Source organism: Rhizobacter sp. P2_H2 (assembly GCF_056403375.1).
On record NZ_JBFUFP010001770.1, the window covers coordinates 1 to 612 of the forward strand.

The following is a 612-nucleotide window of genomic DNA, read 5'->3' on the forward strand; positions in this document are numbered from 1 at the left end:
CCGGTGGTGATGCGTGTCGAGCGCACCGGCGCCGACACGCGGCACGAGCGCATCGTCGCGCAGATGCATGCGGCGCTGGCTGGCCGGCCGTCGGCCGCCGACGCGGCGCAGCGCTGGGCCGCGCCCTTCCTGTGGTGCGTGCTGCTGCTGGCGGCGGGTGCCGGCGCGGTGTGGAGCGTTGTCGACCCGTCGCGCGCGCTGTGGGTGGTGGTCTCGGTGCTGATCGTGACCTGCCCGTGCGCGCTGTCGCTCGCGGCGCCCGCCGCCTTCGTCGCCGCGGCGCGTGGCCTGGCGCGGCGTGGCGTGCTGCTGCAGCGGCTCGACGCGCTGCAGGTGCTGGCGCGCGTCGACACGGTGTTCCTGGACAAGACGGGCACACTGACGCAGGAGCAGCCGCACTGCTCGGCGGTGCGGCTGCTGGCCGGCGCACACGGATCCGAGGCCGAGCTGCTGCACCGCGCCGCCTCGCTCGCGCRCTGGTCGCGCCATCCGCTGTCGCAGGCGGTGGCCGGGCTCGCGCCGCAGGACGGCATCGCCTGGTCGGAGGTCGCCGAGCACACCGGCCGCGGCCTGTCGGCGCGCGACAGCGGCGGCGTGGAATGGCGGCTCGGC

The 612-nt window shown here is 76.9% G+C and carries 1 pseudogene; it reads left to right on the forward strand.

From position 1 onward, the window contains the following. Window positions 1-612, forward strand: a pseudogene (locus tag AC1D15_RS36115) (heavy metal translocating P-type ATPase); the annotation flags it as partial.